The organism is Stenotrophomonas sp. YJH_SMC_69 (genome assembly GCF_059370495.1).
The window spans coordinates 145,590-169,081 of sequence record NZ_JCAFTS010000002.1 but is presented as its reverse complement, the minus strand read 5'-3'; the positions used below and the strand labels follow the sequence as shown (position 1 = coordinate 169,081).

Annotated in this window: 21 protein-coding genes; 5 read left to right on the top strand and 16 right to left on the bottom strand. The window is 66.8% G+C overall.

The window, feature by feature from the left end:
- Positions 1–6 precede the first annotated feature (6 nt).
- Entirely contained in the window at positions 7–1,290 is a 1,284-nt protein-coding gene (gene purD / locus AC5P8F_RS03870) for a phosphoribosylamine--glycine ligase (RefSeq protein ID WP_049439324.1), read from the top strand.
- Positions 1,291–1,424: 134 nt separating this feature from the next.
- On the opposite strand, the gene rpoH is transcribed toward purD, so the two are convergent.
- From rpoH to rhlB, 6 genes are all read right to left on the bottom strand, one after another.
- The gene (rpoH, locus tag AC5P8F_RS03865; protein ID WP_005411269.1) at positions 1,425–2,300 is read right to left on the bottom strand and encodes an RNA polymerase sigma factor RpoH; all 876 of its coding nucleotides are present in this window, start codon (positions 2,298–2,300) and stop codon (positions 1,425–1,427) included.
- Positions 2,301–2,578: 278 nt separating this feature from the next.
- Positions 2,579–3,292, bottom strand: coding sequence for a uracil-DNA glycosylase (gene ung / locus AC5P8F_RS03860; RefSeq protein WP_005419723.1), 714 nt, complete (start codon positions 3,290–3,292; stop codon positions 2,579–2,581).
- Positions 3,289–4,131 (bottom strand): response regulator, encoded by an 843-nt coding sequence (locus AC5P8F_RS03855; protein ID WP_019660837.1) that lies wholly within the window; start codon positions 4,129–4,131, stop codon positions 3,289–3,291. Before AC5P8F_RS03855 ends, ung begins: the two co-directional genes overlap by 4 nt.
- A gap of 7 nt (positions 4,132–4,138) precedes the next feature.
- Positions 4,139–5,086: a permease-like cell division protein FtsX gene (ftsX, locus tag AC5P8F_RS03850; RefSeq protein ID WP_032961674.1), complete on the bottom strand. Its 948-nt coding sequence runs from the start codon at positions 5,084–5,086 to the stop codon at positions 4,139–4,141.
- Between the two features lie 3 nt (positions 5,087–5,089).
- Complete coding sequence (gene ftsE / locus AC5P8F_RS03845) at positions 5,090–5,776, bottom strand: cell division ATP-binding protein FtsE (protein WP_014648630.1); 687 nt, start codon at positions 5,774–5,776, stop codon at positions 5,090–5,092.
- A gap of 178 nt (positions 5,777–5,954) precedes the next feature.
- Positions 5,955–7,676: an ATP-dependent RNA helicase RhlB gene (gene rhlB / locus AC5P8F_RS03840; protein WP_049439326.1), complete on the bottom strand. Its 1,722-nt coding sequence runs from the start codon at positions 7,674–7,676 to the stop codon at positions 5,955–5,957.
- 508 nt (positions 7,677–8,184) lie between these two features.
- Between rhlB and trxA the strand changes: the two genes are divergently transcribed.
- A complete protein-coding gene (trxA, locus tag AC5P8F_RS03835) occupies positions 8,185–8,514 on the top strand; it encodes a thioredoxin (protein ID WP_005411275.1) in 330 nt (109 codons plus the stop codon).
- Between the two features lie 227 nt (positions 8,515–8,741).
- Positions 8,742–10,487 (top strand): transcription termination factor Rho, encoded by a 1,746-nt coding sequence (gene rho, locus AC5P8F_RS03830; protein ID WP_046429862.1) that lies wholly within the window; start codon positions 8,742–8,744, stop codon positions 10,485–10,487.
- Between the two features lie 87 nt (positions 10,488–10,574).
- Here rho and AC5P8F_RS03825 read toward each other — a convergent pair whose 3' ends face one another.
- Positions 10,575–11,642, bottom strand: a complete 1,068-nt coding sequence (locus AC5P8F_RS03825; protein WP_495227613.1) for a hypothetical protein — start codon at positions 11,640–11,642, stop codon at positions 10,575–10,577.
- Between the two features lie 296 nt (positions 11,643–11,938).
- Here AC5P8F_RS03825 and AC5P8F_RS03820 point away from each other — a divergent pair, with 296 nt between their 5' ends.
- Positions 11,939–13,513 carry a sensor domain-containing diguanylate cyclase gene (locus AC5P8F_RS03820; protein ID WP_032961682.1) on the top strand — a complete coding sequence of 525 codons (1,575 nt, stop codon included), beginning with the start codon at positions 11,939–11,941 and terminating at the stop codon, positions 13,511–13,513.
- A 39-nt stretch (positions 13,514–13,552) separates the two neighbouring features.
- Here AC5P8F_RS03820 and AC5P8F_RS03815 read toward each other — a convergent pair whose 3' ends face one another.
- The gene (locus AC5P8F_RS03815; protein ID WP_111205608.1) at positions 13,553–14,443 is read right to left on the bottom strand and encodes an energy transducer TonB; all 891 of its coding nucleotides are present in this window, start codon (positions 14,441–14,443) and stop codon (positions 13,553–13,555) included.
- A gap of 80 nt (positions 14,444–14,523) precedes the next feature.
- On the bottom strand, positions 14,524–16,254 hold the full coding sequence (gene aceK / locus AC5P8F_RS03810; RefSeq protein WP_049439331.1) for a bifunctional isocitrate dehydrogenase kinase/phosphatase: 1,731 nt from the start codon (positions 16,252–16,254) through the stop codon (positions 14,524–14,526).
- A 155-nt stretch (positions 16,255–16,409) separates the two neighbouring features.
- Between aceK and AC5P8F_RS03805 the strand changes: the two genes are divergently transcribed.
- A complete protein-coding gene (locus tag AC5P8F_RS03805) occupies positions 16,410–17,156 on the top strand; it encodes a KilA-N domain-containing protein (RefSeq protein WP_014648638.1) in 747 nt (248 codons plus the stop codon).
- Between the two features lie 74 nt (positions 17,157–17,230).
- Here AC5P8F_RS03805 and AC5P8F_RS03800 read toward each other — a convergent pair whose 3' ends face one another.
- The 7 genes from AC5P8F_RS03800 to AC5P8F_RS03770 form a co-directional block, all read right to left on the bottom strand.
- Entirely contained in the window at positions 17,231–17,590 is a 360-nt protein-coding gene (locus AC5P8F_RS03800; RefSeq protein WP_014648639.1) for a hypothetical protein, read from the bottom strand.
- A 53-nt stretch (positions 17,591–17,643) separates the two neighbouring features.
- A complete protein-coding gene (locus AC5P8F_RS03795; protein WP_014648640.1) occupies positions 17,644–18,060 on the bottom strand; it encodes a roadblock/LC7 domain-containing protein in 417 nt (138 codons plus the stop codon).
- Positions 18,053–18,601 (bottom strand): GTP-binding protein, encoded by a 549-nt coding sequence (locus AC5P8F_RS03790; protein WP_014648641.1) that lies wholly within the window; start codon positions 18,599–18,601, stop codon positions 18,053–18,055. Before AC5P8F_RS03790 ends, AC5P8F_RS03795 begins: the two co-directional genes overlap by 8 nt.
- Positions 18,594–19,559, bottom strand: coding sequence for a hypothetical protein (locus AC5P8F_RS03785; RefSeq protein ID WP_329768481.1), 966 nt, complete (start codon positions 19,557–19,559; stop codon positions 18,594–18,596). The genes AC5P8F_RS03790 and AC5P8F_RS03785 overlap by 8 nt, the downstream gene beginning before the upstream one ends.
- A gap of 323 nt (positions 19,560–19,882) precedes the next feature.
- Positions 19,883–22,105, bottom strand: coding sequence for an NADP-dependent isocitrate dehydrogenase (locus tag AC5P8F_RS03780; protein ID WP_046432822.1), 2,223 nt, complete (start codon positions 22,103–22,105; stop codon positions 19,883–19,885).
- 357 nt (positions 22,106–22,462) lie between these two features.
- Positions 22,463–22,975 (bottom strand): hypothetical protein, encoded by a 513-nt coding sequence (locus tag AC5P8F_RS03775; RefSeq protein WP_014648644.1) that lies wholly within the window; start codon positions 22,973–22,975, stop codon positions 22,463–22,465.
- 45 nt (positions 22,976–23,020) lie between these two features.
- Positions 23,021–23,314 (bottom strand): LysM peptidoglycan-binding domain-containing protein, encoded by a 294-nt coding sequence (locus AC5P8F_RS03770; protein WP_005419771.1) that lies wholly within the window; start codon positions 23,312–23,314, stop codon positions 23,021–23,023.
- Between the last annotated feature and the right edge of the window lie 178 nt (positions 23,315–23,492).

Below are 23,492 nucleotides of genomic sequence, written 5' to 3'. Positions count from 1 at the left end.
TGTCCCATGAAGATCCTCGTCATCGGCTCTGGCGGCCGCGAACACGCCCTGGCATGGAAGCTGGCCCAGTCCTCCCGTGTCACCGAAGTGATCGTGGCGCCCGGCAACGCCGGTACCGCCAGCGAAGACACGTGCCGCAACGTGGCAGTCAAGGTCACCGATATCGACGGCCTGCTGGCGCTGGCCCAGGCCGAGGGCGTAGCGCTGACCGTGGTCGGCCCGGAAGTACCGCTGGTGGCCGGCGTGGTCGACCGCTTCCGCGCCGCCGGCCTGCGCATCTTCGGGCCGACCGCCGCCGCCGCGCAGCTGGAAGGCAGCAAGGCCTACGCCAAGGACTTCCTGGCGCGCCACAACATCCCCACCGCGTACTACGCCGTGCACAGCGACGTGGACGCCGCGCTGGCATATGTGCGCGAGAAGGGCGCACCGATCGTGGTCAAGGCCGATGGCCTGGCCGCCGGCAAGGGCGTGATCGTGGCGATGAGCCTGACCGAGGCCGAGGACGCGGTGCGTGACATGCTGTCCGGCAACGCGTTTGGCGATGCCGGTGCGCGCGTGGTCATCGAGGAATTCCTCGACGGTGAGGAAGCCAGCTTCATTTCGATGGTGGACGGCGTGCATGCGCTGCCGATGGCCACCTCGCAGGACCACAAGCGCGTCGGCGACGGCGACACCGGCCCGAATACCGGCGGCATGGGCGCCTATTCGCCGGCCCCGGTGGTGACGCCGGAGGTGCATGCACGGGTGATGCGCGAGGTGGTGAACCCCACCGTGCAGGGCATGATTGCCGACGGCATTCCCTTCACCGGTTTCCTCTACGCCGGCCTGATGATCGATGCCAGCGGCGCACCGAAGGTGATCGAATTCAACGTGCGCTTTGGCGACCCGGAAACCCAGCCAGTGATGCTGCGCCTGCAGTCGGACCTGGTCGAGCTGGTGGAAGCGGCCATCGATGGCCGCCTGGATGAGGTCGAAGCGCAGTGGGACGCGCGCCCGTCGCTGGGCGTGGTGCTGGCGGCCAGGCCGTACCCGGAAGCGCCGATCACCGGTGACGTGATTTCCGGCCTGGACGACGTGCCGGCCAGTGCCAAGGTGTTCCATGCCGGTACGGCATTGGATGCTCAGGGCCACGTGGTCAGTGCGGGCGGTCGCGTGCTGTGCGTGGCCGCACTGGGCGACAGCGTGCGCGACGCGCAGGCCAATGCCTACGCCGGCGTGGCCAAGGTGAGCTGGGCCAACGCGTTCCACCGCAACGACATTGGCTGGCGCGCGATCGCACGCGAAGAGTGACGACCGCGCCGCAGCCACGCAGGGCGTGGCTCTACTGACATTGGTAGATCCACGCCATGCATGGATGAGAACGCCACCGAAAAGAAAAGGCCCGGCAATGCCGGGCCTTTTCATTGCTTCAACACCGTCCCGCCTTACGCGGTGAACAGCGCCTTCATCTTCTTCAGCGCGTTCGCTTCAACCTGGCGGATGCGCTCGGCCGACACGCCGTACTCGTCGGCCAGCTCCTGCAGCGTCACCTTGCTGTCGGCATCCAGCCAGCGGCGGCGGATGATGTCACGCGAACGCGCATCCAGTTCCGCCAGGCCTTCGCGCAGCAGCTGCATCTGGTTGTCTTCGCTGTCCTCGCGCTCGTAGGCCATCGACGGGTCTTCGTCATCGGCGACCAGGAACGCAGCCGGCGACGGCGGTGCGTGTTCGTTGTCCTCGTCGGTCGGCGCATCGAACCCGATATCGCGACCCGACAGGCGCGACTCCATTTCCATGACCTCGCGCTCGGACACGTTCAGGTCCTTGGCCACCGCGCTCACTTCCGCCGCGTTCATCCAGCCCAGGCGCGTCTTCGACTTGCGCAGGTTGAAGAACAGCTTGCGCTGCGCCTTGGTGGTGGCGACCTTCACGATGCGCCAGTTCTTCAGGATGAACTCGTGCATCTCGGCACGGATCCAGTGCACCGCGAAGGAAACCAGGCGCACGCCCATGTCCGGGTCGAAGCGCTTGACCGCCTTCATCAGGCCGATGTTGCCTTCCTGGATCAGGTCGCCCAGGGCAAGGCCGTAGCCGTTGTAGCCGCGGGCCACGTGCACCACGAAGCGCAGGTGCGAATGCACCAGCTCGCGGGCAGCGTCCAGATCGTTGCCGTCGCGGAAGCGACGGGCCAGGTCCTGTTCGTCATCGACCGACAGCACCGGGATCTGGTGCACGGCACCGATGTAGGCGTCCAGCGAACCGAGCGCACTGGGAATCGGGAGATTGTTTGCCACAAGGGCAGTAGAGGTGTTCTGGCTCATAGGCACCCATCTTAGCAGTCCGGGATTTGGACTGCTAAAGGAGGAAAAAGTTCCAGCATCCCATTGATGCAACACTGGTCCCAAACAGAGCCCTACCGTAGCGCGATTTGATGACAGTGGCGAGCATGCTTTTTGGGATTCACAATCCCTTGGAATTCAAGCAATTACCTGCCGTAAAGCGGCCGATTCCGGTCAAGCGGAGCTGAACGGGCCGTTCTGAAGGCCCATTCAGGCCCGGGAACGTTGCCCGCTGTTCAGGCCCAGCGGCCCGCCGGCCCTCAGAGTGCCGAGCGCGGCGGCAGCGACCAGTCGATCGGGGCCTGGCCGCGGCGCTGCAGGTACTCGTTGGCCATCGAGAAATGACGACAGCCGAGGAAGCCCCGATGGGCCGAAAGCGGCGACGGATGCGGCGACTTCAGCACGCGATGGCGGCGGGTGTCGATCACCTTGCCCTTCTGCTGCGCATAGGCGCCCCAGAGCATGAACACCAGCCCTTCGCGCTCGCGGTTGAGCACATCCACCACGTGGTCGGTGAAGCCTTCCCAGCCACGACCCTGGTGCGCACCGGCCTTGCCCTCTTCCACCGTCAGTACCGCATTGAGCAGCAGCACGCCACGCTGCGCCCACGGAATCAGGCAGCCGTGGTCCGGACGCGGGATACCGAGATCGCTCTCGATCTCCTTGTAGATGTTCAGCAGCGACGGCGGCACCGGCACGCCCGGCGGCACCGAGAAACTCAGGCCATGTGCCTGGCCGCGACCGTGGTACGGGTCCTGCCCGAGGATCACCACCTTCACCTGCTCGAACGGCGTGGCGTCGAACGCGGCGAAGATCTGCGGGCCGGGCGGGAACACCGCCGCGCCACTGGCCTTGCGCTGGCGCAGGAAGCTGGACAGCTCGCGCATCTGCGGCTGCAACAGATAATCGCCGACATGCTGCTTCCAGCTCGGTTCCAGCTGGATCGTCGGGGTGTCGGCTACTTCATCCATCATCGCAACAGAGGTCCATCGTTCAATCGGGCCAGCCTCAGCTGGAACAGCACCTTGGTGACCAGCAGCCGTTCTTCGATCGGCTTGAGCACCAGGTCGTTGGCACCGGACTGCAGCAGCCCGGTCTGGTTGTGCGGGTTGCCATCGCCGGTCATCACCAGCACCGGCAGGCGGCGCTTGCCGTAGCCGAAATCCACGCGCACGCGCTGCACCACGTCGCGACCGCTCAGTTCGCCCTTCAGGGTGACGTCGGTCAGCACCAGGTCGATGCGGTGGCGACTGCGGCCCAGCGACTCGGCGGTGAGCAGGGTGAACGCTTCTTCGGCGCTGACCACGTGCAGCACGTTCAACTGCTGGCGTTCCAGCATGCGCTTGGTGGCCTCGGCCACCACGCGGCTGTCCTCGATATAGAGGATGGTGGCACCGGGGATGGTCTGCGGCTGCACGTAGCCGCGGATGAAGGTCGCCAGTGCTTCATGGCCGAGCGATTTGTCGAAATAGTCGGTGACGTACTCGGTGAAGCGGCGCTGCTCCAGGTGCTGCTGGGCATCGCCGGAGACCACGATCACCGGCACATAGGCCTGGCCGGCCGCTTCGCGCACCATCCGCGCCAGCGCCAGGCCGTCGCCATCGCGCAGGGTCAGCGAGGTCGTCACCAGGTCCACCGGCCCCTGTGCCAGCGCCTGCTGTGCGTCCTCGATGCTGTCGCAGCCGATCACCTCCACGCCCGGCAGGTCACGCTGCAGGACGTCGGCGATCAGCTTGCGCACCAGCTTCGAGCCATCGACCACCATCACCCGCGTCGCGGGCCCTTCAAGGTGTTTCAGCGCTTGCGGTTGCATGCCGGTCTCAGGTGTCGGTCGGGCGGGTCTGGCGGAGGAAGTGGCCGGTGACCAGCCAGGCGCCCAGCCAACCCAGCAGCAGCGTGCCGAGCAGGACCAGGCCGCCGTGCAGCAGGTCCAGGCCGTGCAGTACGAACGGGCTGCCGTAGCTGCGCGAGAGTTCGGCCAGCGGCATGCGCAGGGCGGCACCCGCAGCGCCGATCAGGGCCAGCGCCACCGCGCCGGCGCCCAGGCCGTACCACGCGCCCAGGTACAGGAACGGGCGGCGGATGAAGCCATCGCTGGCGCCGAGAAGCTGCAGCACGCCGATCTCTTCGCGGCGGGCCTGGATGTCCAGGCGCACCGTGTTGCCGACCACCAGCGCGGCACCTGCGCCGAGCAGGACCGACAGCACCTGCACCAGCCGCGCACCGAAGGCAAGCCAGGCATCCAGGCGCTGGCGCCACAGCGCATCGTGCTGCACCAGATCGGCCTCGGGCAGGCTTTCCAGCGCGCGCGCCAGGCGTGCGTCGTCCTTGCCCTGGCCGGGAGTGATCACCAGCAGCGAAGGCAGCGGATTGTCGTTGAGTGCGTCGATCGCCTCACCCAGGCCGGCATCGCGCAGTTCCTGCAGGCCCTGCTCGGGCGTGCGCACGTTCACTTCGGCCACGTCGTCGCGGTCGCGCAGCTGGCCGGCCAGGCGCAGCGCGCCGGGTGCATCGACGTTGCCCTTCAGGAACACGTTGATGTCGCGCGACTGCTGCACGCTGCCGGCGAACTGCTTGAGGTTGTCCAGCGCGATCGACAGGCCCAGCGGCAGCGCCAGCGCCAGCGCCATGACCATCACCGTCAGCAGGGTCGCCCATGGCTTGCGGCAGGCGCGGCCCAGGCTGAACACCACGCTGTGCACGTGGTGCTGGAACCAGACGCCCACGCGCGAGGGGGCGGCGGCTTCGCTGTTTTCGTTCTTCGCCATCGGTTACTCCGCCAGGTCCTGCGGCGAGATGTCATCCACCAGCCGGCCATGGTCGAGGATCAGCACGCGCTTGCGCATGCGGCGCAGCAGCGGCAGGTCGTGGCTGACCACCAGCACGCTGGTGCCGCGCGAGGGCAGCTCGGCGAACAGGGCCATGATCTCCGCCGCCAGGGTCGGGTCGAGGTTGCCGGTCGGCTCATCGGCCACCAGCAGCTTGGGCTCGCCGACGATGGCGCGGGCGATGCCCACGCGCTGCTGCTCGCCGGCCGACAGCTGCGAGGGCAGCGCCTTCTCGCGATGGCCCAGGCCCATCCGCTCCAGCACCGAGCGCACGCGCTTGCTGATGTCGCCACGGCGGGTGCCGCGCAGGATCAGCGGCAGCGCCACGTTCTCGGCGATCGAGCGGTCCATCAGCAGCCGGTGGTCCTGGTAGACCGCGCCCACCGCGCGTCGGTGGCGGGGCACGTCGCCGCCGCGCACCTTCAGCAGGTTGCGCTCGTCGAACACCACCGCGCCGCGGCTGGGCCGCTCGTCGAGGTGGATCAACTTGAGCAGGGTGCTCTTGCCCGCACCGGAATGGCCGGTGACGAACAGCATCTCGCCCGGCGCGACCTCGAAGCTGACATCGATCAGCGCCTCGTGGCCACCGGCGTACTGTTTGCTGACATTGTCGAAGCGCAGGACACTCATGCCCCGATTATGCAGGAGCGGCGCGACCTCGTGGAGACGGTCGCGCGATAGGTAGTGCCGGCCGCTGGCCGGCAGCTGTGTGGGTTGCCTACCAGGGTGGGTGCCGACCGTTGGTCGGCACACCGGTCAAGGTCACCCGACCAACGGTCGGGGGCTACCTGCTGATCGGCAGCGCCGATCAGCTGCCCGACAGCATCCGGCGGATCTTGCGGCCGATGCGGGTCAGGAACGAATCGCCGCTGTCGGCCGCCGTGCGCACCGGCTTGGCCACCACCTGCACCGGGGTCACCGGGCTGGCGCCGTTGCCGGCGTTGGCCTGCACGCCCTCGCCACCCTCGACCGGACGGCCGTGGCGACGACGACGGCGCTTGCGCGGCTTGCGCTCGCCATCCACGGCACCTTCCGGCGCGCCCTCGGCGCGGGGCGGGCGCGGCGGACGCGGAGCCTGGGCGACAGCGGCTTCAGCACCTTCGGCCGGGGCAGCTGCAACCTGCTCGCCTTCCACGCGCGGCTTGCGCGGGCCACGCGAACGGCGCTCGCCGCTGCGCTCACCGTCGCGACGCTCGCCACGGCCACCGCCGGAGCGGCCCCCACTGCGACCACCACCACGGCGCTCTTCTTCAGCGGCGCGGGCTTCGCGCGCTTCACGGAAGATCTGGCCGACGCTCTCGTTCTCCTCACCTTCCTCGCCAGCAGCCGGGGCCGGGCGTTCCGGGCGCGGCAGCGGCGTCAACAGTTCCTTGGTGACCGGCTCGGACGGGATCTTCTGCTCGATGTAGGCCTCGATGTCCGGCAGGCCCATCGCGTAGCGTTCGCAGGCGAAGCTGATCGCATCACCCTCTTCGCCCAGGCGCGCGGTACGACCGATGCGGTGCACGTAGTCTTCGGCGTCGAACGGCAGGTCGTAGTTGTAGACGTACTTGATGCCGTCGATGTGCAGGCCACGCGCGGCCACGTCGGTGGCCACCAGGATTTCCAGCTGGCCCTTCTGGAAGCGGTTGAGCAGGCTCTCACGCTTCTTCTGCGGCACGTCGCCGGACAGCACGCCGACGCGGTAGCCGGCCTTTTCCAGCGAGCGGGCGACGCGCTCGACGAACACCTTGGTATTGACGAACACCATGGTGCGCGCGCCTTCACTGCGCGACAGCAGGCCCAGCAGCAGCGGGATCTTCTCGTCGTCGGCCGGGAAATAGATGCGCTGGCGCACGCGCGCAGCGGTGATGGTCTCGGCTTCGACCACCAGCTTCTGCGGCTCGTTCATGTGCTCGTAGGCCAGCTCCAGCACGCGATGGCTGAGGGTGGCACTGAACAGCAGGGTCTGGCGGATGGTGCGTTCCGGCATGCGGCGCAGCAGGAAGCGGATGTCCTTGATGAAGCCCAGATCGAACATGCGATCGGCTTCGTCCAGCACGCAGATCTCGCAGGCGTGCAGCGAAACCACCTTGTGCTGCTTGACGTAGTCGATCAGGCGACCCGGGGTGGCGATGATCACGTCCACGCCCTGCTGCAGCAGCTCACGCTGCTTGTCGTAATCCACGCCACCGTAGACCAGCGCGAAACGCAGGCCCAGGTCGGAACCGAACTTCACCGCATCCTTGTGGATCTGGATGGCCAGTTCGCGGGTCGGGGCAAGGATCAGCGCACGCGGATCCTCCGGCTTGCGGTCGGCCAGCGCCGGGCGGGTCAGCAGGCGGTTCACGACAGCGACCAGGAAGGCCAGGGTCTTGCCGGTGCCGGTCTGGGCCTGGCCGGCAACATCACCGCCGGGCAGCGCGACCGGCAGGGTCAGCGCCTGGATCGGGGTGCAGCGGGTGAATCCGGCTCCTTCAAGGCCGGCCTGCAGGGCCGGATGCAGCTCGAAGGAGGAGAAGGTCAAATCGGTCAGCGGTTTGTCGCTCATGAGTCCGTCTTGGTATGGCCGCCGGCCCGTGGGGCGGCTGGCACTTCATCGTCTAGGGGCACCGTCGCAAACTGCGGCCCCTGCGGCGGGTTGGCAGGCTGGGACCACCGGTCCGCGCGCCGCACAATGCCCCAGTTTACCGCACTCGGGCAGGCAAACCGGAATGCGGCGTCTCATGGCGTCCAGAGACGCCACCTTCACCCAGCCACACCGGACTTGAACGGCCTGCCCGGGTTCGCTGGTGTCGCCCACTGCCAGCCCCATGTACAGGAAGACAATGAAATCCGACACATACCGGCCATCGAAGCGATCACGATACGCTGGGTTCCAACCGGCGCCTGTCCCTGCCCTGCGATAGGGGTACACTGCCGGCCGTGAGCGTCCAGGCATCCCGCCGAACGCACCGCGGCAGTGCGCCGCGAGGCAACGACGAGGGTCGCGCCACCGGGCATGGCCCAGTTCACCCACCTCCGGCATGGCCGGGTGCAATCCAAGACGAGAAACCAAGATGAGCGACAAGGTTGTACATGTCGGCGACGCCGACTTCGATAGCGCAGTGCTGAATTCCAAGGAACCGGTGCTGGTCGATTTCTGGGCCGAGTGGTGTGGCCCCTGCAAGATGATCGCCCCGGCGCTGGACGAACTGGCCGATGCCTACCAGGGCCGCGCCAAGATCGCCAAGGTCAACGTCGACCACAACCGCGCACTGGCCGCCAAGTACCACGTGCGTTCGATTCCGTACCTGGTCGTGTTCAAGGACGGCGAGAAGGTCGGCGAGCAGATCGGTGCGGTGGGCAAGGCCCAGCTGGCCGGCCTGCTGGACAAGGCCCTGGCCTGATCCTGCTGTTCCCGGCAGCCGCCGCCCGCGGCTGCCGGCGGGCGCCCCGCGTCCATCATGAATGCTGTTCCCGGCGGCCCTTGCATGCCGCCGCAGGCCGATGATAGTGTCGGCATATCCGGCCGCGCTCGCGTGCCGCACCCTCTGGACGCAGTTTCTTCCAGACCCATTCCCAACGTTCGCCGCCCCAGCCGGGCGCTCGCACCTTCAAGCGAGGAATAACGCTCTTGTCCGATAACACTTCCGAAACCGGCAGCGCCGATGCGCCCGCCGAAAAGCGCGTGCGCAAGCCCCGCGTGAGCAAGGCCGCCGCCCCGGCAGCCGCCGAAACCAGCGCCGCTCCGGCGCAACCGACCCTGCCGCTGGCAGCCGCGCCCGAAGCGCCGGCACCGGCTGCAGCCGCCCCCGCGCCGAGCGCGCCTGCCACTGAAGCCCCCGCCTCCGGCGGCGGTGAGGGTGGCGAAGGCCGCGAATCCGGACAGCGCCAGCAGAACCACCAGGGCGGTGGGCAGCACCAGGGCCAGGGTCAGAACAACAACCCCTACAACCAGAACGGCCAGCAGGGCCAGGGCAATCGCCGCGACCGTTTCCGCAACCGTCGCGACCGCGACCGCAACCGCGGTGGCCGCGATGACGGCATGCCGCAGGACGGCGGCGAGCAGCAGCCCTTCGTGCCGCGCCCGCACGCCAACGTGCCCGAGGGCTTCCCGGTCTACTCGCTGAGCGACCTCAAGCGCATGCCGGCACAGAAGCTGCTGGAGATCGCCGAGCAGCTGCAGATCTCCGAAGGCGTGGCCCGTGCCCGCAAGCAGGACGTGATCTTCGCCCTGCTCAAGGTGCTGACCCGCCACGGCGACGGCGTTGCCGCCGATGGCGTGCTGGAAATCCTGCCGGACGGCTTCGGCTTCCTGCGCGCGGCCGAAGCCAGCTACCTGGCCGGCCCGGACGACACCTACATCTCGCCCAGCCAGATCCGCCGCTTCAACCTGCGCACCGGCGACCACATCTCCGGCCGCATCCGCTTCCCGAAGGACGGCGAGCGCTACTTCGCGCTGAACATCGTCGACACCATCAACGGTGAGCCGATCGAAGCGTCGAAGAACAAGGTGCTGTTCGAGAACCTGACCGCGCTGTTCCCGCGCCGCCGCTTCACCCTGGAGCGTGGCAACGGTTCGTCGGAAGACATCACCGGCCGCATCCTCGACCTGATGGCGCCGCAGGGCAAGGGCCAGCGCTCGCTCATCGTGTCCCAGCCGAAGGCCGGCAAGACGATGATGATGCAGCAGGTCGCCACTGCCATCACCACCAACCATCCGGACGTGCACCTGATCGTGCTGCTGATCGACGAACGCCCGGAAGAAGTGACCGAAATGCAGCGCACCGTGCGCGGCGAGGTCATCAGCTCGACCTTCGACGAGCCGGCCGCGCGCCACGTGCAGGTGGCCGAAATGGTCATCGAGCGCGCCAAGCGCCTGGTCGAGCACAAGAAGGACGTGGTGATCCTGCTCGACTCGATCACCCGTCTGGCTCGCGCCTACAACAACGTGGTGCCGAGCTCGGGCAAGGTGCTGACCGGTGGTGTGGACGCCAACGCCCTGCACCGCCCGAAGCGCTTCTTCGGTGCCGCGCGGAACGTGGAGGAAGGCGGCAGCCTGACCATCATCGCCACCGCGCTGGTCGACACCGGCTCGAAGATGGACGAGGTGATCTACGAAGAGTTCAAGGGCACCGGCAACAGCGAAGTGCACCTGAGCCGCCGTATCGCTGAAAAGCGCGTGTTCCCGGCCATCGACATCAACCGTTCCGGCACCCGCCGCGAGGACCTGCTGATCGAGCCGGAACTACTGCAGAAGATCTGGATCCTGCGCAAGCTGCTGCATCCGATGGATGAAATGGCCGCGATGGAGTTCCTGCTGGACAAGATGAAGAACACCAAGTCCAACGACGAGTTCTTCGGCTCGATGAAGCGCTGATCCACGGCATAGATGGAACCAGAAGAGGCCCCGCGATGCGGGGCCTCTTCATTGGAACCAGCGTCCCCGTCCGTGGGCACCATGGAGCTATCGGCAGATCTGCCGCGGGTCCAACTCCAGATCACGACAGATGCGATCATGCGCCAGGTGCGCCGCCCGATGCCTGAGGCCAACGGCAGCCAGCCAGCCGGGAATGGACGGCAAGAGCATCTCCCATACATCAGCCTGCAATCGCCCCCTCAATGCGATCAGCAGCTGGCGGGCCTCATCTTTGGCACCCGCGAGATACGCCGCAAATGCAAATGTCTCCATGCAGATCCCGTGATAGCTGTCGCCATGAAGGGATGCAATGTCCCGCAGACGACACTCCAGGGTTTCCGGCGTGGCCCCGGCCCATTTCAGTATTGCGCGGCGTAGCCACGCAGCGGTTGTCTCGTTTCCGAGATGGCGGGAGATTCCTCGCATTGAGCTGAAGCCGTCCGCCACGGTCAGGGCATCATCCAGCAGCGCTTGTGCAGCCACGATGTGCGAGCAGCTGCCAGCGGGCGCGTTCTCAACCACCCAATCGGCAAATCGAAAGTGATCATCCGGCTCGCCTCCCCAGCGCTGCCATGTCCCTCTCGCATACTGCACGATCGAAGGGCAATGGAACGGCTCGGCCGCCATCGCCGCATTGAGCCAGTCATCCCTGTTTCCGTCACCGGTGCCGACCACGACGTCACAGTGAATCAGGCCAGCCAACGCCATTGCATTGCCAGGCTCCTGGGCCACGATGTCCGAGAGCTTCCGATATGCCTGCATCATGATCCCGGGGTATCTGCGTCGCCGCAACATCGGGATCTCCGCTGCGTAGCTCTCACCGCGGACTGACCATGCCTTGTTGATTTCCGCATATGCAGAAACCAGTTGAGGGTGAGAGGACTGTGGCAACGCCTGCGTCCACGTCTTGATCCATCGACCAACCCGACGTTCCACCGACAAGCGCCAGACAAGGTGCTCATGGGTTTCAGCCGGCACCCCCGCCATCACGGCCTCGGCCGAAGCATGGTCACCGGCATTCAGGTGCATGCGAACCCGCGAAAGATGGGATTCGACAAAGTGGCCTCGATGGGTTGCGCAAGGAAGAACCCTCAAGCTCTGCAGCAGAAATCGCATGAACGTGCATCCTCCAAACGCACCATGCTTTCAGTTCCCGGGGGCAGGTACCATGCGAATAGTTGTAGATTTCCTTGACCAGCCAGACTGACCCTGCGCCCACGCGTCCTGGCACCGAGCTCGCTGCGGCAGGTTTTTTTTTGCCTGCAGGGCGACCCACTTCACTTTGCCGCCGCCGACTTTTGGCGATAATCCGCCCGATACCCTGCCCGGCCCCGCGGGCGTGGCCACCGATTCCGCTGTCGCCCCTTCCGGAGAACCGGTCGGGTCCAGCCTCCTGCCGGATCCGTCGACGCATGCGAACGCTGTCTCCCCGCCTCAACCTGGGCAAGCTGATCCTCGCCCTGGCCCTGCTCAGCGCCATCATCGCCCTGGCCAATACCCTGCTGGCCAGCTACCGCGTGCAGCGCGACCAGCTGGTCGGCAATACCCTGGAAGCCAACCGCGTCTATGCCACCAAGCTGGCCGAGACCACCCAGAACTTCCTGCTGGCCGCACAGCAGGAGCTGGCCTACGCCGCCACCCGGCTCGGCCAGAGTGACCTCGATCCGGCACAGGCGCAGGACGAGGCCAGCCGCCTGCAGCTGCAGACCAACAGCTTCAATTCCTCGCTGGTGGTGGACGCCGACGGCCTGGTGATCGCCACCTCGCCGCAGACCCTGCAGCTGCAGGGCGAGATCCTGCACAGCGTCGGCAACAATGCCGCATTGGCCGCACGCCAGCCGATGATCAGCGACCCGTACCAGTCGACCACAGGCAAGCTGCTGGTCTCGCTGTCGCACCCGATCTTCGACCGCCAGGGCCACTATCGCGGCTACGTCAGCGGCACCCTGTACCTGCGCCAGCGCAGCGCGCTGCATACGCTGCTGGGCAAGCACTACTACCGCGACGGCTCCTACCTGTACGTGGTCGACCGCCATGGCCGCCTGCTGTACCACGCCGACGGCAAGCGGGTCGGCGACTACGTGGTCGGCAACCCGGCGGTGAAGGCGGTGGTGCGCGGTGAGCGCGGCGCGCAGCAGGTCCGTAACAACCTGGGCGTGTCGATGCTGGCCGGTTACGCGCCGGTACCGGCCACTGGTTGGGGCATCATCGCCCAGCGGCCAACCGAGGCCACATTGCAGCCGTTGTCACGGTTGATGACCGCGGTGATCTGGAACGCGATCCCGCTCGGCCTGCTGTCACTGCTGATCACCTGGTGGTTCGCCCGGCGCATCTCGATGCCGCTGTGGCAGCTGGCGCGCAACGTGCAGGGTGGCGAGGACACCGGCAGCGCGATCAACCACGTCAGCGGCATCCGCGCGTGGTACTTCGAGGTTGCCCAGCTCAAGCAGGCGGTCCTGCACAGCTTCAACGCCCTGCAGGACCGCATTGGCACACTCAACCGCGCCAACCGTACCGATCCGCTGACCGGCCTGCTCAATCGCCGCGGCCTGCAGCAGGCGCTGGATGCGCTGCAGGTGCAGGGCATTCCGTTCGCGATCCTGGCGCTGGACATCGATCGCTTCAAATCGATCAACGACAGCCACGGCCATGACGTCGGTGACGCCGCCATCGTCCATATCGCCGACCAGATGCGCCGCTACTCGCGCGACAGCGACATCCTCTGCCGTGCCGGTGGCGAGGAATTCCTGCTGCTGCTGCCGGGCATCAGTACCGACTCGGCGCGCCAGGCCGGCGAGCGGCTGCGCCAGCACATCGCCGATCATCCGTTCGAGCCGGTCGGCACCATCACCGTGTCGCTGGGCGTGGCCCACTTCCCCAGCTTCCATGTCGATGCCGAGCAGGCGCTGCGGCTGGCCGACAAGGCCCTGTACATGGCCAAGGAACAGGGCCGCAACCGCGTGGTGGTCTACCCGTACGCGGACTGAAAAGCGGCCGGCCTGGCCGACCGCTCCATCGCACCGGGCTCAGCGCTGCGCCAGCGGCGTCAGCAGGCGCAGGCCGCGCTGGGTGCCATCGACCATGTACACGCCGCCGGCCGGCAGCAGATCACTTCCCGCCTGTCCGGCGCCATCCGGCGTGCGCCAGGGTGCGGCCTGGCGCGGGCCGGGGATGAAGGCACGCCAGCGGCCGTAGCGTTCCGGCTGGCCGTTGTCGCTGTTGTTCAGGGCGAAAGTGACCGGCACGCGCACGGTCCATGAATCCCGCGTGCTGTCCTCGCCGGTGGTCGGCGGCGAGAAGGTCCACTTGCGGGCCGCACTGATACTGGCCTTGGCGAAGATGTCGCGCATCCTGGCCATGGTCCGTTCCGGTGCGACCACGGTCATGTTCACCTGCTCGGCAATGACATCGGCCACGGTGCCGTCGCGTGCGACCTTGACCAGCAGCAGTACGTCACCCTGCCCGCCATTGCGGAAGGCCTCTTCGGGGTAGCGCGGCGGCGGCATGCGCTTCTGGGTGATCGAATCGGTAGCCTTCGGATCATATTCACTGAAGTCGACGCTGGTCATGCTGATCTGGTAGTTGCCGTCTTCCTGCTCCTTGCCACGCAGGCGTACGCGCAGCGGCGCGTGGACGGCCACCGGCGTGCCATCGCGCAGCGTCGGTTCGAACTGCCAGCCGCGTATGGCGCCTTCCACGAACGACACGATGCCGGGTGCGAGCATGGCACGCTGGTCCAGGACCAGCGTGCTGACCGAACCATCGGCCGCCACGTCGATACTGCCTGACAGCACCATGCTCATCTCGGCAGTGGCGCGCACGGCGCGCGCGTTCTGGGCCACGGCATCGGCCGGCAGCAGGGGAGCACCGGCGGCGAACGCCAGGGCCAGCGCAAGGAACAGGGGGGAACGCATCATTGCCGGATCCATGGTGATGAGGTGAACCCCGAGCGTACCGCAGTCCGAGCGGGACCGGCAGGCAGTACACGCCACGCCGTTCAGGCCAGGCGATGGACCGCCGCATAGGGCGGGGTATCCGGATAATCACCGCTGGCGAAGCGCGCCTGCAGGCCCTGCCACCACGCGGGATCAAACAGGTGCCGGTAATGTTCGCGCACCGCCGCCAGCTCGCCCGCCGGCAGGCCCATGAACGGGCCGAAGCGCTCTGGAAACACGTCGCGTGGCCCGACGTGGAACCAGGGTTCGTCGGCCATGGCTTCCTCCGGCGTGCGCGGCTGCGGCCAGGCGCGGAAGACGCAGTCGCTGACCAGGCACAGCTCGTCATAGTCGTAGAAGACTGCCCGGCCATGCCGCGATACGCCGAAGTTCTTCGGCAGCATGTCGCCGGGGAAGATGTTGTTGCGCGCCATGTCGGTGATCGCCTGCGCGTAGTCGAGTACCGCCGCACGCACCGCATCGCCGCCCTGCTCGCGCAGGTACAGGTTCAATGGACGGAAGCGACGCTGCACGTAGCACAGTGCGACTTCCACCTGATCGCCATCGACGCGCACGCTCTGCGCGCACTGCGCAAGCAGCTCCTGCAGCAAGGCCGGTGCGAAGCGGTCGCGCGGGAAACGCAGATGGCGGTACGGCTGCGCATCAAGCAGGCGACCGACACGGTCGAGGTTGAACACCAGCGCATACTTCTCTTCCACCTGCTGCCGCGACATCGACTTCGGCCACGCGAAGCGGTCGCGGATCAGCTTGAACACCAGCGGATAGCTGGGCAGGGTGAACACCGCCATGACCATGCCCGGCGTGCCTTCGGCATGCACCAGCCGCTCCTGCGGATGTTCGTTGAAGTGGCGGAAGAAGGTACGGTAGCGCTCGGTCTTGCCCTGCTTGGCGCGGCCCAGCACCGTATAGATCTCATCAATGGGCTTGCCCGGCAACAGGCTGCGCAGGAACACCACCGCATCGCCCACCGTGGCAAGGTCGGCCTGGAAATAGCTGCGCGACACGCCGAACAGATGGGCGACATCGCGACGCCGGGTCAGCACCGCATCTGCACGCAGGCCCTGCCCATCGTTGACCAGGGCGATCACGCACGGTGAGAAGCGGTGTTCGCCGAACACGCGACCCACCAGGTAGGCGCGGCGCTCCCGGTAGAACACGGTGTCGAGCAGCTCGATGCTGCGCACCGGCGTATCACCCCAGTGGGCCAGATCATCCTGCAGGCGCACAGCGATGGCCGCCGCGCAGCGCAGCTGGTGCGCATACGGAATGTCGAAGCGGTAATCGGCCAGCACGCGCTGGAGAGCCTCCACCGGCCGCGTCGGCGAGACCGCATAGGTATGCCGTGCGACCGGGTGGGTGATCGCATCGGACGGCTCGACATCGAAGGCGATGAACTCCAGCGCCGGGTCCACGCCACGGGTGGAGAACAAGCGCCGCGACAGCGTGTTGTAGAAGGTCTTGTACAGCTCGGCGTCGATCAGCCCCCTCAGCAGTGCGCTATAGCGCGCATGCACCTGCAGCCACAGCGCGCGTTCCCCGATCGCTTCGCCGGCGAGGCGCCGCAGCGCATCCATCTGTTCGGCGATGCACAGGTCGTACAACGCGATGCGCTCGACTGCATCCCGGCGCGCGCCCACCCAGTCGCGCTGCTCGAAACGCTGCCGCGCACGGGCGGTGATCGCCGCAAAGCGGGCGTGATACTGCTCGAAGCCGGCGTGAATGGCGCCGGCGATGCGCGACGCCAAGTCGGCAACGGTGTCAGGCTCGGACATGCAGGGCTCACCCGGGAGGACCTGCCTCACCATACGCTGGCGTGGGGTGGCTTGTGTAGGGCCACTGCATGCCGCGACAAACGCAACGATTCCTACAGACCTGATGCCTCCCTGCTGCCTACCCTTTCAGGCCCAACAACGGCACGAGGTGACGCATGCAGCAAATGACCTTTATTCCGCGCGTGGAGGAAGGCAACGTCATCCCGCAGCGCGCCCGCGACGGCTACATCAGCGCGACCGCCCTGTGCCAGTCCGTCGGCAAGCGCTGGTCCGACTACCGGGCACTGAAATCGACGGAGGAGTTCCTGCAGGAGCTCATGGCGCAGACGAAGCTGTCCGAGAATGAGCTGATCCACGTGGTATCCGGTGGGAACCCGGCCATGCAGGGCACCTGGATCCACCCCTACCTCGCCATCCACCTCGGCCAGTGGCTGTCGCGCAGGTTCGCAGTGAAGGTCTCGCAGTGGGTGGTGGAATGGCAGCAGGGTCGCGCCAATGCGTTGCTGCCCGTGCACATCGACCGCTACATGCAGAACCGTGCCAAGGTGCCGTACACCCATTTCTCGATGCTCAACGAGCTGACGTTGAACCTGATCGCACCGCTGGAGCAGGCGGGCTATACGCTCCCGCAGGCGCTGGTGCCGGACATCTCCGAAGGCCGACTGTTCTGCAAATGGCTGAGGGATCATCGCGGCGTCGACACCGATGCGCTGCCCACGTATGACCACGCCTACCCGGACGGCCGCACGGTGCAGGCCAAGCTGTATCCCAACGAGTTCTACGAGGACTTCCGCCGCCACTTCAACGAAGTGTGGCTGCCAGATCATGCGCCCAGGTACTTCGCCGCACGCGACAGCAAGGCTCTCTCGTTCGTCTCTGCACTGCTGCTTCCAGCAGCCTGAAGGCAGCGCCGAACGTGCTCGGCTGCTTCGGCTGGAAGCAGCCGAGCATGGTCCGGCGCTACGGAGGCGGCCGCTCAGATCGCCAGTTCGGCCTCCACGTCCTGCACCTTGCGCCGGGCCAATGCCAGGTTGGACTTGGTACGGTCCAGCACGATGTAGAAGAACAGGCCCTTCTTCTTCGCCACCGGGCGCATGATGTGGTACGCCTTGCCCAGCGAGATCAGGATGTCCTCGATGCTGTCGTTGAGGTTCAGCGATGCGGCGGTCTTCATCTTCGCGCGGATCACTTCGGTATTGCCGGCGGCGGCCACTTCCATGTCCATGCCAGCACCGGCTTCGCCCAGCAGCATGCCGCTTTCGTAATCGACCAGCGCCACTGCCTGCGCGCCGTCGATGCCCATCAGTGCGTTCAACGAATCATTCAATCCAGCCACGTCGCACCCCTTGTCGATGTTGGTCCGAGCCCCTTGTTCCCCTGCGGCCGGGCTCACGATCCGCCGAGTTCGGCCAGGATCGCCTGGCCACATTCCCTGCTCTGCCACAGCACCTGGCCGATCACGCTGCGCTGGTCGCAGGCCGCCATCAGCAGCAACGGTGCGCGCCCTTCGGCCTGGATCGCCAGCATCAGCACCTTTCCGCCCGCCGCTTCCAGCATCAGTGTCTGCAGATCGCCCAGCACCAGTTCGCGCCCGACCGCCGCAGCCAGCGCCAGCATCGCGCTGGTCATCGCCGCCAGCCGTTCGCCGCGCCCTTCGGCGCCGGCGCTGACCAGGGCAAAGCCATCGACGCTGGCCAGCACGACCGTGCGCACGCCTTCGACCCGCTGCTGCAGGTCCTGCAGCAGGGGCTGCAGGCGCTCACGCTGACCGGCGTCGGGCAGTACCGCCAGCTGCCCGTCAGCCATGTGCAGCCACCAGTGCGTGCGCTTCCATTTCGCTCATCAGTACATCCATCAGCAGCAGTCCCTGTCCTCGGTCACGGGCATCCACGGCCAGCAGCGGCAGCGGCTGGTCGTCAAGGCAGGCACGGATGGCCCAGTCATCCAGTGCGGCCTGCGGTGCCTGGTCCAGGTGGGTGACCGCCACGACCAGTGCCAAGGATGATGCGAACGGCTGCAGCACCTGCAGATAGCCTTCCAGCTCGCTGGCCAGGCCGGCGCGGCGCGCATCCAGCAGCAGCACCGCGCCACGCGCGCCCTGCAGCAGGATCGGCCACAGGAAATCGAAACGCTGCTGGCCGGGTGTGCCGTAGAGACGCAGGCGTTCGCCGTTGGGCAGGTCGATGTCTGCATAGTCCAGCGCCACGGTGGTGGAGGCCTTGTCGGCGCCGAGGCGATCACTGTTGGCCACATCCGTGTCGACCACCGCGCCAGCCGCGATGCTGCGTACCAGCGTCGACTTGCCGCTGCCCATGCCGCCCAGCACGACCACCTTGTGCTCACGCATTGCGCTCGCTCCCGCGCAGGTGCCGCCACAGGCGGGCGAGCAGTCCGTTGTCGGTGCGGGTGCCACCTGCCGCCATCATCAGCGTCGCCGGGGCGGCCTGCAGCTGCGCGTAGCCACACAGATAGGCGGCATGGATGAAATCGCGAACGGCCGCCGCCGGCAGTTCGAGCAGCATCGTGCATTCCTCAACCGTACACGCACGCTTGAGCAGCAGCGAGCACAGGCGGAAGCCATCGTGGTCATGGCCCAGTACGCGGAAGTCCGGCCAGCGCAGCAGCTTCACCGAGGCGCCGCGCAGGCGCTCGTCCAGCGCCTGCCAATGGCGGCTGCGTTGCGCCCATTGCCACAGCAGTGGCCGCAGCGGCTGGCGTGGCCGCTCGCCGGCCAGGGCCTGCAGGCGCGCCGGTGTCAGCGCGTCCAGCTGCAGGCGCTCAAAGGCATCGGCCAGCCGCTCCACCAGCGCCGCAGCCGGCTCCTGCAACAGCACGGCCTGATCGTGCTCCAGATCCATCAGCAGCAGAGGCTCGCCCGCATCACCCAGCAGTGCCTGGCCCTGTCGCAGCGGCAGCCGCTCGCGCAGCAGGCGGGTGATGGCGTGCGCGCCATCTGCCAGGCGGATCGGCGCAGGTGTCTGCATGGCCAGGGGCTCCGGTGCCAACTGCATGCGACGCAACGCGCGACCGATGGCACCGTCATCAAGCACGTCCTGATGCCCGTCGCCATCACGCAGCTGGCCGCCGATGTCCTCGATCCAGCACTGCAGGCGCGGACGTTGCTGCCGCATGCGCTGGGCGGCGTTGCGCAGCGCCGGGGTATCGCGGATGACCAGCAGATCACAATCGTCCAGATCCTGGCTGCGGCGGACCTGGCCATCCGGCAGCGCCGAGGCCAGGCGCAGCCGTTGCAGCAGGGCCTGCTCGCCCTGGATATCGGCTCCCACTACCAGCACGCGTGCCATCCGTGTTCCCCGTGCGGCCACCTCCCCGGTGGCCTCGCGTCGCCAAGGCTAGGGCATCGCCAGCGGCGGCCGTCGTGATCGATTGCTCAGATTCAAGGCGACTGCGAAACGGCGCCGATCCATTCTGCGACCGCCATCGCGGGCAAGTTTCATGCCCCGTTGACGGCATTCCGACGACCGACGACCGACGGATGTCACGGTTCTGGACACGGGTCGAATGGGGCCAGATCCCTTTTGCTTGCAAAAGGGATCTGACCCCAGCGCCATAAAAAGAAACCCGCGCCGAAGCGCGGGTTCCGGTGTCACGGCCGAACGGCAGTGGATCAGCCGCGCAGCTGTTCCAGCGCGGCGTTGAAGGTCGCGCTCGGGCGCATCGCCTTGCTGGCCTTGGCCACGTCCGGGCGGTAGTAGCCGCCGATGTCCACGGCCTTGCCCTGCACTGCGATCAGCTCTTCGACGATCTTCTGCTCGTTGTCGGTCAGCGTCTTGGCCAGCGGGGCGAAGCGCGCCTTCAGGGCGGCGTCCTCGTCCTGCGCGGCCAGGGCCTGGGCCCAGTACAGCGCGATGTAGAAGTGGCTGCCACGGTTGTCGATGCCACCCAGCTTGCGCGATGGCGACTTGTCGTTGTCCAGGAACTGGCCGTTGGCTTCGTCCAGCGCCTTGGCCAGCACACGGGCAGCGGCGTTGTCGTAGCGGTTGCCCAGGTGTTCCAGCGACGCGGCCAAGGCCAGGAACTCACCCAGCGAATCCCAACGCAGGTAGTCCTCTTCAACGAACTGCTGCACGTGCTTCGGGGCCGAACCACCGGCACCGGTCTCGAACAGGCCGCCACCGGCCATCAGCGGCACGATCGACAGCATCTTGGCGCTGGTGCCCAGTTCCATGATCGGGAACAGGTCGGTCAGGTAGTCACGCAGCACGTTGCCGGTCACCGAGATGGTGTCCTCGCCCTTGCGGATGCGGTCCAGCGAGAACGCGGTGGCTTCCACCGGCGGCAGGATGCGGATGTCCAGGCCGGTGGTGTCGTGGTCCTTCAGGTACTGCTCGACCTTGGCGATGACCTGCGCGTCGTGGGCGCGGGCGGCGTCCAGCCAGAACACGGCCGGGGTGCTGCTCAGGCGGGCGCGCTCGACGGCCAGCTTGACCCAGTCCTGGATCGGCGCGTCCTTGGTCTGGCACATGCGCCAGATGTCACCGGCTTCCACGGCGTGCTCGAACACCACGGCGCCGGCATCATCGGTGACCTTGACCACGCCATCGGCGGCGATCTGGAAGGTCTTGTCGTGCGAGCCGTACTCCTCGGCCTTCTGCGCCATCAGGCCGACGTTCGGCACCGAACCCATGGTGGCCGGGTCGAAGGCACCGTGCGCCTTGCAGTCGTCGATGACGGCCTGGTACACGCCGGCGTAGCAGCGGTCCGGAATGACCGCCTTGGTGTCCTGTAGCTTGCCTTCGGCATTCCACATCTTGCCCGAGTCGCGGATCATCGCCGGCATCGAGGCGTCGACGATCACGTCGCTCGGCACGTGCAGGTTGGTGATGCCCTTGTCCGAATTGACCATGGCCACGCCCGGGCGCTGCGCGTACTCGGCGGCCAGGTCGGCCTCGATCGCGGCGCGGGTGGCTTCAGGCAGCGACGGCAGGCGCGCAGCCAGGTCACCAATGCCGTTGTTGGCATCGAAACCGGCCTGCTTCAGCACGTCGGCGTGCTTGGTCAGTACGTCCTTGTAGAACTCGTTCACCGCCACGCCGAACATGATCGGGTCGGAGACCTTCATCATGGTCGCCTTCAGGTGCAGCGAGAACAGCACGCCCTGGGCCTTGGCATCGGCAATCTGCTCGCCGATGAACGCGGCCAGTGCCTTGCGGCTCATGACGGCGGCATCGACGATCTCGCCCGCCTTCACTGCGGTCTTTTCCTTCAGCACCACGGCGCTGCCGTCCTTGCCGTGGAAGGTGATCTTCAGCGAACCGGCGTTGGCCAGGGTGGCCGACTTCTCGCTGCCGTAGAAGTCACCGGCGGCCATGTGCGCGACGTGCGACTTCGAATCCGACGCCCAGGCGCCCATGCGGTGCGGATGCTTGCGCGCGTAGTTCTTCACCGACAGCGGTGCACGGCGGTCGGAGTTGCCTTCGCGCAGCACCGGGTTCACCGCACTGCCCTTGACCTTGTCGTAGCGCGCCTTGTAGTCGCGCTGCTGGTCGTCGGCCGGGGTTTCCGGGTAATCCGGCAGCGGATAGCCCTGGTCCTGCAGTTCCTTGATGGCCGCCTTCAGCTGCGGCACCGAGGCGGAGATGTTCGGCAGCTTGATGATGTTGGCGTCCGGGGTGGTCGCCAGCTGGCCCAGCTCGGCCAGGTCGTCGCTGACCTTCTGCGCGTCGCTGAGCAGTTCAGGGAACAGCGACAGGATGCGGCCGGACAGCGAGATGTCACGGGTTTCCACCACGATGCCTGCGGTGGCGGTGTAGGCGCCGACGATCGGCAGCAGCGACTGGGTGGCCAGGAACGGTGCTTCGTCGGTCAGCGTGTAGAGGATCTTGGACATGGGGGACTTGGACTCTGTAGCAGTGCTCAGGGGAAGGCCGGCGCCAGCGCCGGGCCACGTGCAACCGTGTCGCGCGCGGGGCCGGGCCCCACGCTTTCCCCCGTCGCCGTCAGGGTGGGCGCGCGGCGGGGAAACCCCTGCATTGTCGCGTTTTCAGCCGCGCGGGGCAAAGCTGTGCCATACGCGGCGGTACTGCACGGCGGCAACGCTGTGATCCATCCGCGCCAGGATGAAGCCCCCCACAGCATCAGCAGATCCACGCCATGCGTGGATGAAGCCAGCCATCGCCCAACAAAAAAGGACGCAGCCTCGCGGCTGCGTCCATCGTGAGCCCTGCCGGGAGAGAGTCGGCAGGACTTACTTGACCTCGAACTCCTGCGGCGTTCCGGCCGCCTTGCCATCGACGGTGACCTCGGCGCGGTACTTGCCGGCCGGCCAGCCCTTTGCATTCTTGAACGTGACGTTGGTGGTTTCCGCACCACTGGTGTTCAGGGTGGCGTTCTGTTCGCCGGCTACCTGGCCGTCCTGATAGGTCAGCTTGGCGCCAACGGTGACGTTGTTGGCAGCGCCGTCGGTCTTGACCGAGACGATGATGTCATCCTTCGGTGCGAACAAAGCCGTCGTCGCAACCGACTTGTCGGCGGCGGCGGTCTTGCCGACGGTGACCGACGAGACGTTGACCGCAGCGGCTTCGGCCATCGGCGGCGGTGCGCCGGTCATCGGCGCGGGAGCTGCGGGTTCGGCCGGGGCGGTCGCTGCCGGAGCGGCGTTGCTGTCGGTCGACTCTTCCTTCTTCTTGCAACCGACCAGAGCAACGCTGCCCAGCAGGGCGGCGATCAGGGCGGTCTGTAGCGGGGTGGTCTTGATCATTCGGGGTTCCTCCCAGGGATTGTCGGACGGCGTTCGATGGCCGGCTTACTTCGGCGGCAGTTTCAGGGTCTGGCCCGGGAAGATCTTGTCCGGGTCATCAAGCACATCGCGGTTGGCTTCGAAGATCTTTTTCCAGGCATTGGCGTCGCCCAGATGCTGCTTGGCGATCTTCGACAGCGAGTCACCCTTCTGCACGGTATAGGTGCCGCCGCTGACAACGTCTGCGGTGCTGTCCACCGAAGCGCTGACGCCGGAGAAGTCCGCCTTCGGCACCTGCTCGGCGGTACTGTCGACACTGCCACTGACGCCGGAGAAATCGGCTTTCTTCTCGGTACTCATCCACAACTCCCGTCTGCATGACTACGTGATTCGCACGGTGCCATGGAGGTTGTTAAATGGGGATGGTGCAGATGTGAAGCCGCCCCCCGGGGCGGCTGAACAATCGGGGGAATGGACGCCCGGTAGTGCCGGCCGCTGGCCGGCTGTGCCAGGGGGATCCGGCCTTGGCCGATTGCCG

What these genes read in the sequence shown, in the direction of transcription:
- AC5P8F_RS03795 (WP_014648640.1), bottom strand. Translation starts at nt 18,060, where the DNA reads ATGGCTGACGGGCAGCTGGCGGTACTGCCCGACGCCGGTCAGCGTGAG.
- AC5P8F_RS03770 (WP_005419771.1), bottom strand. Translation starts at nt 23,314, where the DNA reads ATGAGTACCGAGAAGAAAGCCGATTTCTCCGGCGTCAGTGGCAGTGTC.
- rpoH (WP_005411269.1), bottom strand. Translation starts at nt 2,300, where the DNA reads ATGAGCCAGAACACCTCTACTGCCCTTGTGGCAAACAATCTCCCGATT.
- AC5P8F_RS03820 (WP_032961682.1), top strand. Translation starts at nt 11,939, where the DNA reads ATGCGAACGCTGTCTCCCCGCCTCAACCTGGGCAAGCTGATCCTCGCC.
- AC5P8F_RS03815 (WP_111205608.1), bottom strand. Translation starts at nt 14,443, where the DNA reads ATGATGCGTTCCCCCCTGTTCCTTGCGCTGGCCCTGGCGTTCGCCGCC.
- AC5P8F_RS03805 (WP_014648638.1), top strand. Translation starts at nt 16,410, where the DNA reads ATGCAGCAAATGACCTTTATTCCGCGCGTGGAGGAAGGCAACGTCATC.
- AC5P8F_RS03825 (WP_495227613.1), bottom strand. Translation starts at nt 11,642, where the DNA reads ATGCGATTTCTGCTGCAGAGCTTGAGGGTTCTTCCTTGCGCAACCCAT.
- AC5P8F_RS03855 (WP_019660837.1), bottom strand. Translation starts at nt 4,131, where the DNA reads ATGCAACCGCAAGCGCTGAAACACCTTGAAGGGCCCGCGACGCGGGTG.
- AC5P8F_RS03775 (WP_014648644.1), bottom strand. Translation starts at nt 22,975, where the DNA reads ATGATCAAGACCACCCCGCTACAGACCGCCCTGATCGCCGCCCTGCTG.
- AC5P8F_RS03785 (WP_329768481.1), bottom strand. Translation starts at nt 19,559, where the DNA reads ATGGCACGCGTGCTGGTAGTGGGAGCCGATATCCAGGGCGAGCAGGCC.
- aceK (WP_049439331.1), bottom strand. Translation starts at nt 16,254, where the DNA reads ATGTCCGAGCCTGACACCGTTGCCGACTTGGCGTCGCGCATCGCCGGC.
- AC5P8F_RS03790 (WP_014648641.1), bottom strand. Translation starts at nt 18,601, where the DNA reads ATGCGTGAGCACAAGGTGGTCGTGCTGGGCGGCATGGGCAGCGGCAAG.
- rhlB (WP_049439326.1), bottom strand. Translation starts at nt 7,676, where the DNA reads ATGAGCGACAAACCGCTGACCGATTTGACCTTCTCCTCCTTCGAGCTG.
- ftsE (WP_014648630.1), bottom strand. Translation starts at nt 5,776, where the DNA reads ATGAGTGTCCTGCGCTTCGACAATGTCAGCAAACAGTACGCCGGTGGC.
- ftsX (WP_032961674.1), bottom strand. Translation starts at nt 5,086, where the DNA reads ATGGCGAAGAACGAAAACAGCGAAGCCGCCGCCCCCTCGCGCGTGGGC.
- ung (WP_005419723.1), bottom strand. Translation starts at nt 3,292, where the DNA reads ATGATGGATGAAGTAGCCGACACCCCGACGATCCAGCTGGAACCGAGC.
- purD (WP_049439324.1), top strand. Translation starts at nt 7, where the DNA reads ATGAAGATCCTCGTCATCGGCTCTGGCGGCCGCGAACACGCCCTGGCA.
- AC5P8F_RS03780 (WP_046432822.1), bottom strand. Translation starts at nt 22,105, where the DNA reads ATGTCCAAGATCCTCTACACGCTGACCGACGAAGCACCGTTCCTGGCC.
- trxA (WP_005411275.1), top strand. Translation starts at nt 8,185, where the DNA reads ATGAGCGACAAGGTTGTACATGTCGGCGACGCCGACTTCGATAGCGCA.